7 protein-coding genes are annotated in these 7,374 nt (G+C 62.9%); 2 read left to right on the plus strand and 5 right to left on the minus strand.

Translation table 11 applies throughout. The annotated features are described in order from the left end of the window. On the minus strand, positions 1-1,367 hold a 1,367-nt coding region (locus AACZ55_RS14885; RefSeq protein WP_339647376.1), incomplete at its 3' end, for a VWA domain-containing protein. 308 nt (positions 1,368-1,675) lie between these two features. Between AACZ55_RS14885 and AACZ55_RS14890 the strand changes: the two genes are divergently transcribed. Together AACZ55_RS14890 and AACZ55_RS14895 are read left to right on the plus strand one after the other, a co-directional pair. Then, on the plus strand, positions 1,676-3,430 hold the full coding sequence (locus AACZ55_RS14890) for a PQQ-binding-like beta-propeller repeat protein (protein WP_338607106.1): 1,755 nt from the start codon (positions 1,676-1,678) through the stop codon (positions 3,428-3,430). A 288-nt stretch (positions 3,431-3,718) separates the two neighbouring features. After that, positions 3,719-4,510, plus strand: a complete 792-nt coding sequence (locus AACZ55_RS14895; RefSeq protein ID WP_339647378.1) for a transporter substrate-binding domain-containing protein — start codon at positions 3,719-3,721, stop codon at positions 4,508-4,510. 18 nt (positions 4,511-4,528) lie between these two features. Here the strand turns inward: AACZ55_RS14895 and AACZ55_RS14900 are convergent, their stop codons facing one another. From AACZ55_RS14900 to AACZ55_RS14915, 4 genes are all read right to left on the minus strand, one after another. Continuing rightward, positions 4,529-4,975 carry a cytochrome c gene (locus AACZ55_RS14900; RefSeq protein ID WP_338607108.1) on the minus strand — a complete coding sequence of 149 codons (447 nt, stop codon included), beginning with the start codon at positions 4,973-4,975 and terminating at the stop codon, positions 4,529-4,531. Between the two features lie 184 nt (positions 4,976-5,159). Next, positions 5,160-6,050, minus strand: coding sequence for a PfkB family carbohydrate kinase (locus AACZ55_RS14905; protein ID WP_339647379.1), 891 nt, complete (start codon positions 6,048-6,050; stop codon positions 5,160-5,162). Positions 6,051-6,052: 2 nt separating this feature from the next. Further along, positions 6,053-6,970 carry a pseudouridine-5'-phosphate glycosidase gene (locus AACZ55_RS14910; RefSeq protein ID WP_339647381.1) on the minus strand — a complete coding sequence of 306 codons (918 nt, stop codon included), beginning with the start codon at positions 6,968-6,970 and terminating at the stop codon, positions 6,053-6,055. A gap of 74 nt (positions 6,971-7,044) precedes the next feature. Continuing rightward, positions 7,045-7,374 (minus strand): DUF1028 domain-containing protein (locus AACZ55_RS14915; RefSeq protein ID WP_339647384.1); only part of this gene is annotated, 330 nt, incomplete at its 5' end.

Below are 7,374 nucleotides of genomic sequence, written 5' to 3' on the forward strand. Positions count from 1 at the left end.
GCGTCGCTTACCCGCCGATAGTCGGCATAGCTGCCTTCCTCGGCCCCCATGGGGACTATGGTGACGTAGTCGCTGCCGTTGACAGCCCCTGTGTAGCCGACGGTGAAGCGGGCGCCCACCGTTACGGTTTTGGGAGCGGAAACCGTCGTTTGCGGCTCGACCACCTCGATCGGTGTCGAGGCCATTGTCCGCGCGCCCTCATCGAGGACGTAGCGCACTTCATAAAGGCCGGTGTCCGCGGGAGCGGTCAGTTCCTGTTCGGACGCGTCGCTTACCCGCCGATAGTCGGCATAGCTGCCCTCCTCGGCCCCGACCGGAACGATGGTGACATAATCGCTGCCATCGACAGCGCCGGTATAGCCCACTGTAAACCGGGCCCCGGTGGTGACCGTTTCGGGTGCGGTGACGGTGATTTCGGCATCGACCACCTCGACCGGGGTCGAGCCGGCCGTTTCGCCTGTGCTCTCAAAAACATACCGCACTTCGTAAAGCCCGGTTTCGGCCGGCGCCCTCAATTCCTGCTCGGAATCGTCGCGCACGCGCTGATAATCGCCATAGCTTCCTTCATCGGCACCGACCGGGACGATGGTGACATAATCGCTTGCCTCGAGCGTCGGCGCCCAGCTCACGGGGAACCGCATGCCGACCGTTACGCTGGCCGGCGCCTTGATATCGACCTGAGCGACTTCAGGTTCGGGTTCCGGCTCTGGCTCGGGTTGCGGCTCGGGGACGGGCGCCTCCTCGATCACCTGCTTGACCTCGGCCAGGGCGTCGGCCAATTCGCCGGCATTGGATGCCGGCACGAAGATGCCGCCCGTGTTTTCGGCTATGCAGGAAAGCTGAGCGTATTCCTCGGACGCCACGTCAAACCCGATGACGTGGGTGGTGAACGCGATGCCGCGCTCTTCAAGATGGGTCGCGAGCGCGCAGGGGTCGGCCTCGCAATTTTCGATGCCGTCTGAAATCAGAACCACAGTGGCGGGGTTTTCGAGATAGACCAGTTCTTCTGCTGCATGCTCGACGGCAGCCGAGAGCGGCGTGCGGCCCAGCGGGTTGATGGCGTTGACCGCATCACTGAAAGTGGCGGGCGAAATCGGTTGCGGTGCAATTACCGTTTCAATGTCCCCGCAATCGCCCTCGCGGCGATGGCCGTAGGCCACGAGTCCAAGATTGGTCTCGTCCGGCCACTGGTTGACAAGGTCCCCCAGCACCTCGCGGGCAATCTCGATCTTGGTGACGCCCTCGATCTGGCCCCACATGGATCCCGAAGCGTCATAGACCACCATGACGTCCTGTGCCGGAGCCTGGCCAGCCCCCAGCCCGACAGCGAGCGCTGCTGCCATCACAAATGTTTGTATGCGTCTCATCCTCGTCCCCTTGGCGATGCGAAGTCCTCGCAGTGCAGCGGCCAAAATGAGCACAAGCAAAAGGCAATTCGGGCCGCGCGCGCAGTAAACGCAATTTTTGAACGCCTGACAATCGCTGCGGGCGGGACCGCGGCACCCCAAGACAAGGGACCGCAAAAGAGCCGCCGTTAACCAAGAGTTGACGGCCTCTGTTTGGTAGGCGTACGATCAAATCGTACTAGCAAGGGCCTTGTCTGCCGACGCTACTGTGCCGGCCAAACATTTCAAGGGAGAGAGCTAGTAACTTCAGGCTTTGGAGGAGGCCTCTTATGACCAGAACTAAGATTTTACTTGGCTTTTTGGCGGTCGCTGCGTCATCGGCATCATTGTTGGCCGTGCAGGCGGCAAGTGCCCAGGACAGCCCGATCGACAACCTCACACCGGTCACCGACGAAATGTTGGTCGATCCGCCCGATGGCGACTGGCTGATGTGGCGACGCACCTATGACGGCTGGGGCTACAGCCCGCTTGAAGAAATCAACAAGGACAATGTCGGCGATCTGCAGCTGGCCTGGGCCTGGGGCATGTCGCCGGGCGGACGGTCGCAGGAAACCCCACTGGTTCATGACGGTATCTTGTACCTGCAGAATTCGACCCACCTCATCCAGGCCCTCGACGGGGCCACGGGCGACTTGATCTGGGAGTATGAATACGAGCTGTCCGAAGGGACCAACCCCAGCGGCCAGCGGTCCAAGGCGATCTATGAAGACAAGCTGATCATCGCAACCCGCGATGCTCATCTGGTCGCGCTCGACGCCAAGACCGGTCAGTTGATCTGGGACAAGCAGGTCGCCAATCCTGAATTTGGCTACAGCTTTTCGAGCGGGCCGATCGTGGCAAACGGCGTTGTCGTTCAAGGCATGACCGGCTGCGGCGGCGGACAACCCGGCGGCTGCTTTATAACCGGTCACGACGTCGAGACCGGCGAGGAGCTGTGGCGCGTCAATACGATCGCGCGTGGCGATACGGCCGAAGGCAACAGCTGGAACGGGCTTCCCGTGGAAAGCCGCCACGGCGGTTCGGCCTGGATCAGCGGGTCTTACGATCCCGAACAGAACCTGATCTTCGCCGGTGTGGGTCAGCCCTACCCCTGGATTGCCGAGATCAGCGGGCTGCTGCCTGAAAGCTCGGAAGAAGGCGTTACCAACGACGCTCTCTACACCAACTCGACCCTGGCCATCGTGCCGGAAACGGGCGAGCTGAAATGGTATCACCAGTACCTGCCCAATGACTCGCTCGACCTCGATTATGTCTATGAGCGCATGCTCATCGACCTGCCGTTCAATGGCGAGGACCGTCAGATGGTGGTGACGACCGGCAAGCTCGGCATCATCGAAGCCATTGACCGGGTATCGGGCGAATGGCTGTGGGCTCAGGAAACCGTGCCCCAGAACGTGGTGGCCTCGATCGATGAGGAAACCGGCGAAAAGACCATCAATCCCGACACGATTCCCCATATCGGGGAGACGACGTTCAACTGTCCGGCCGATCCTGGCGGACGGGCCTGGCAGGCGACAGCCTACAGCCCGCGCACCCAGATGCTCTATCTGCCGACAGTCGAGTTCTGCTCGAACACGACGCCGAACCCGCTCGATCCGGGCGAAATCTACACCGGCGGCGGCATGGCGACCTTCGCCCGTGTGCCCCATCCCGATGGTGACGGCAATATCGGCCAGGTCCGTGCGATCGACATGACCGACCAGTCCGAAGCCTGGCAGTACCGCCAGCGCCCGGCAGTCACCAGCTCGACGCTGCCGACCGGCGGTGGGGTGGTGTTCGTGGGCAGCCTGGACCGCAAGTTCATGGCGCTCGACGACGAAACCGGTGAAGTGCTGTGGGAAAGCGGACCTTTGAGCAACTCGCTCGAATCCTTCCCCATCAGCTACGAAGCTGACGGCAAGCAATATGTTGCCGTCGTTGCGAACTGGGCCTCGGGTCTGGGCCGTCTTGCTTCGCTGACCCCGGACATCCGGCTGCCACCGGACAATCCGGCAACGCTGTATGTGTTCGCACTTCCCGACTGATCGGAAGGTGTAATCTGAGAAGCGGGGCGGGCACGGAAATTTCCGGTCCGCCCCGCCTCTCTTAAGGAGGCCCGGTTTCGAAACTGTCTGTTCTCCACACCGATCGCTTCCCCGGCGAAAGCTTGGGCCCATGGGGGGCCGCCGCAAGCGATGGTGGCTCGGCTCTTGCTGCTAGACCCCGGCTTTCGCCGGGGAAGCGAAGAGAGGGAGGGCGATCCGTATTAAGGGAGCTCGAACTTGCCCATTGCTTTGCGCTCGACATTACCGCTTTTGTTCTCGGCGCTAGCCATGCTCGCAACGAGCACCGCCCCCGCGCAACAGCCCGAATTCTATGACGTGCCCTTCGCGCCCGGCCAGTGGAACATCGGCCAGCCGCTCGATGCGTCCCATCTGCGCTATTGCATCGACGAGCGCGACCCCGACTGGGAGATTGCTGGCGATATCGCCGATGCCATAGCGGGGTTGCTGCTGGAGCCACAACGCTATGTGGTGCAAAGTGACATGGTGCGTGAAGACATCACCAAAATCTACCAGACCCTGCTCGAACATTGCGACGTTCAGATGGGCTTCAAGCTCATCCCGGACGGTCTGCCCGAATGGGTGATCGCCACCCGGCCCTACTATGAAGCCGAGTACGTTTTCGCGACCACCGACCCCTCCATCGAGACGCTCGGTGATCTGGCACCGGCAACCACCATCGCGGCGACGATGGGAACGTCGGCTCACCTGCAATTGTTCACCTATGTCCAGACGCTGGCGCCCGAAGAGCGTTTGCGGGTCTTTCCAATGGGCACCAACGAGCTTTCGCTCGATTCGCTGCTCAACGGCACCGCTGACGTGGCGCTGGTCTGGGGACCCAGCCTGTGGGCAGCGGAACGCGAAAATCCCGATCTGCCTCAATTGCACCTGATCGACCCCAGCCCGATGCGGCCCACGACCCTTGGCGTGGCCGGACTGTTGCTCTCGCAGAACACCTATCTGCGCACCGCCATCGACCAAGCGATTGCTGCGCTGACAGCGGATGGCACGATTGGCGCCATCCTCGAAAACTACGATTTTGCGGCTACGCCGGCCCGGTGAACGGCGGGCCCCGGCCCCTTACTTCTGGACGATCAGGTTGTTGAGCGATTCCATGTCCGAGGGGAGCGGTTCGCCGTCCGGAAAGCCGTTTTCCTGGAGAATATAGGCCATCAGATCGGCATAGACCTCGGGCGTATAGCGGCCCGGGGCATTGGGCGGCATCAGGGCGCTCATAAACCCGAACATCGCCGAGGCGGGCGCGCCATCGGCGAATTTCTGTTCGAATGCCAGGCCGCGCAGGGGCGGCCCCCCGATCAGCCCGCCGCGCAGGTCGTCGCCGTGGCAGTCTTCACAGTCTCTCTCAAATCTCTCTTCGCCGCGATCGGCTTGTTCGGACGAATAGTGCACAGGGCTGGTGGTGCTCTCGTCCTGCGCATAGCCCTGGACCGGAAGCGACAGCCCTGAGGCAAAAAGCCCCCCGCTCAGAACCAGCACCGCGACAGGGCTGCGAGTAAACATAGTCATAAATTTCCTCCCTTTGCAGACCAGCTGCCACAGAGGCCAATCATGAGAGAAGGCATCTTCAACTGGGGCGAGATGGTCCTTGCCTGCCCAGAATGGGCCGACACGAAGGGCATTTGCAAGCACTATATCGATGGCCGGAGCGTGCCGTGACCGAAGATCGGCATGCAGCGCAGTGGATGCCCGTTCAGAGCGCCAGTGGCTGCGCGCCGAGCCGCGATACCGCCCGCGCGCCTGCCGCAATGGCGGCGGCCATGGCGCCAGCCGGCGTCTCTCGGCGCAGATCGGCGGCAAGAAAGCCGGCCAGAAACGCGTCTCCGGCGCCGGTGGTATCGACGATTTTTACCGCTTCGGCAGGCAGCGCGATGGTGTCCATGCCTCTTGCGGCGTAGATGGCCCCTTCCCCGCCGCGCTTGAGCACCACACGGGGAAAGATATCGAGCAGAGCCGCGATCTGGCGATCAGGATCGGTCTGCCCGGTCAGAAGTTGAGCCTCGTCGGCGTTCGGGAAGATGATTTCGGCATCTTGCGCCCAGCCAGGAAAATTGCCGGGCCCTGCCGCTGCAAGAAAGCCCGTGGAGGCCGGGTCGATGCTCACCGGAATATCTCTTGCCTTGGCCCGCGCGGCGAGCGCCATGACGGCGGCGCGGGGTTTTGCCTCGAACAGGGCGTAGCCCGAGATGTGCAGGCGATCCATGCCCTCGAGCAGTTCGAACGGCAGATCGGTTTCACCCAGATGGGCATTGGCGCCGCGGTCGGTGAGAAAGCTGCGCTCGCCATCGGTATCGACCAGACAGATGAGCGACCCCGTGGGGTTGGCTTCGTCCCCCGCCAGATGGGCGGCGACGCCCTGTCCTTCGAAATGACGGCCGAGCCGGACCAGGTCGGAGGCTCCGACGCGGGCGGCGAAATGGGCATCGACACCCATTGCGGCCAGCCATACCGCCTGATTGGCGCCCGATCCTCCCGGCATCTGCCGGATTGTTGCCGGCGTATCGGTGCCGCGCGCCACCGGCCCTTCGGGCACAGCCAGAATATCGGTGATGACGTCGCCGACAACCAGGATACGGCCCGTCATGGTCAGTGACGCTTGACGAGGGCGGCGGCGATCTGCGCGGCGACCTTGGCGTTGTTCTTGACCAGGGCGATATTGGCGACCAGCGATTTGCCGTCCGTCAATTCGGAAATGCGGTTGAGCAGATAGGGGGTCAGATCCTTGCGGGTGACGCCCTGCGCCTCGGCATCGGCGATGGCGGCGGCGATGCGCTCATTGATCTCGTCGGCATCGAGCGCGTCGGCCTCGGGTATCGGGTTGGCGACCAGAACGCCCCCAGCCATGTTCAGCGCCGCCTGCGTCGCGATCAGGGCCGCAACCTCCTCGGGACTGTCGAGCCGGTAATCGACCCCATACCCGCTTTCGCGCGCGAAGAACGCCGGGAAGGCGTCGGTGCCATAGCCGATAACCGGAACGCCATTGGATTCAAGCACTTCTAGGGTTTTGGGAATGTCGAGAATCGACTTGGCGCCCGCGCAGACCACCGCCACCGGGGTTTGCGAGAGTTCGGTCAGGTCAGCGGAAATATCGAATGTGGATTCGGCACCGCGATGCACGCCGCCGATCCCTCCGGTGGCGAACACCTTTATGCCCGCCATCGCCGCGATCTGCATCGTGGTGGCGACGGTGGTCCCGGCGGTCAGGCCCTTGACCAGAATGGCCGCAAGATCGCGCCGCGAGGCCTTGGCGGCATTCAAACCTGTCTTGGCCAGTTCCTCGAGCGTCTCACCCGCCACGCCGACATGGCACCTGCCGCCGATAACCGCGATGGTGGCCGGCACCGCGCCATTGTCGCGCACCACCTGCTCGACGGCCAGCGCCGTCTCAAGGTTCTGCGGATAGGGCATGCCGTGGGTGATGATCGTGGATTCAAGCGCCACGACCGGCTGACCATCGGCCAGCGCGTATTTGATCTCGGGAGAGATTTCGAGGAAATCGGACATGAAAGGACCTTGTGCGTTTGCGCGATGCAAACCACAGCTTTGGGGGATGCGCAAGCGCCGTCGGACCTGGCTGGTCAGCGCCGCGGCAGGGTGGCGAAGAAATCGGCGTAGCCGCCGGCGCGGACTTTCTCGAGAACGGTCGAGAGGTCGTCGAGGGGATTGAGAGAATAATCAATCCGCACGTCGATGGCCGGATAGGGTTGGTCGGAATAGGTCTTTATCGCCGCCGACTGGATGCCGCGCGCATCGCCGCCCGCCACATCGCCTGCGGTGAGCGCGGCAAGCAGGCGCAGCTCAAGCGGGCCGCCGGCACGCGCAAACGCTTCGGCCATGGCGGGGACGACATCTGTGTTGGCGAGGAGATTTCCGGCGATGGCAATGTCGGTTTGCAGATGCAGGCCCAC

Origin of the sequence: uncultured Pelagibacterium sp., from assembly GCF_963972885.1 — a bacterium.
In the GTDB taxonomy this organism is placed as follows: Bacteria; Pseudomonadota; Alphaproteobacteria; order Rhizobiales; family Devosiaceae; genus Pelagibacterium; species Pelagibacterium nitratireducens.

Coding starts and splice junctions, on each gene's coding strand:
- AACZ55_RS14900 (WP_338607108.1), bottom strand. CDS start 4,975: ATGACTATGTTTACTCGCAGCCCTGTCGCGGTGCTGGTTCTGAGCGGG.
- AACZ55_RS14895 (WP_339647378.1), top strand. CDS start 3,719: ATGCTCGCAACGAGCACCGCCCCCGCGCAACAGCCCGAATTCTATGAC.
- AACZ55_RS14905 (WP_339647379.1), bottom strand. CDS start 6,050: ATGACGGGCCGTATCCTGGTTGTCGGCGACGTCATCACCGATATTCTG.
- AACZ55_RS14910 (WP_339647381.1), bottom strand. CDS start 6,970: ATGTCCGATTTCCTCGAAATCTCTCCCGAGATCAAATACGCGCTGGCC.
- AACZ55_RS14890 (WP_338607106.1), top strand. CDS start 1,676: ATGACCAGAACTAAGATTTTACTTGGCTTTTTGGCGGTCGCTGCGTCA.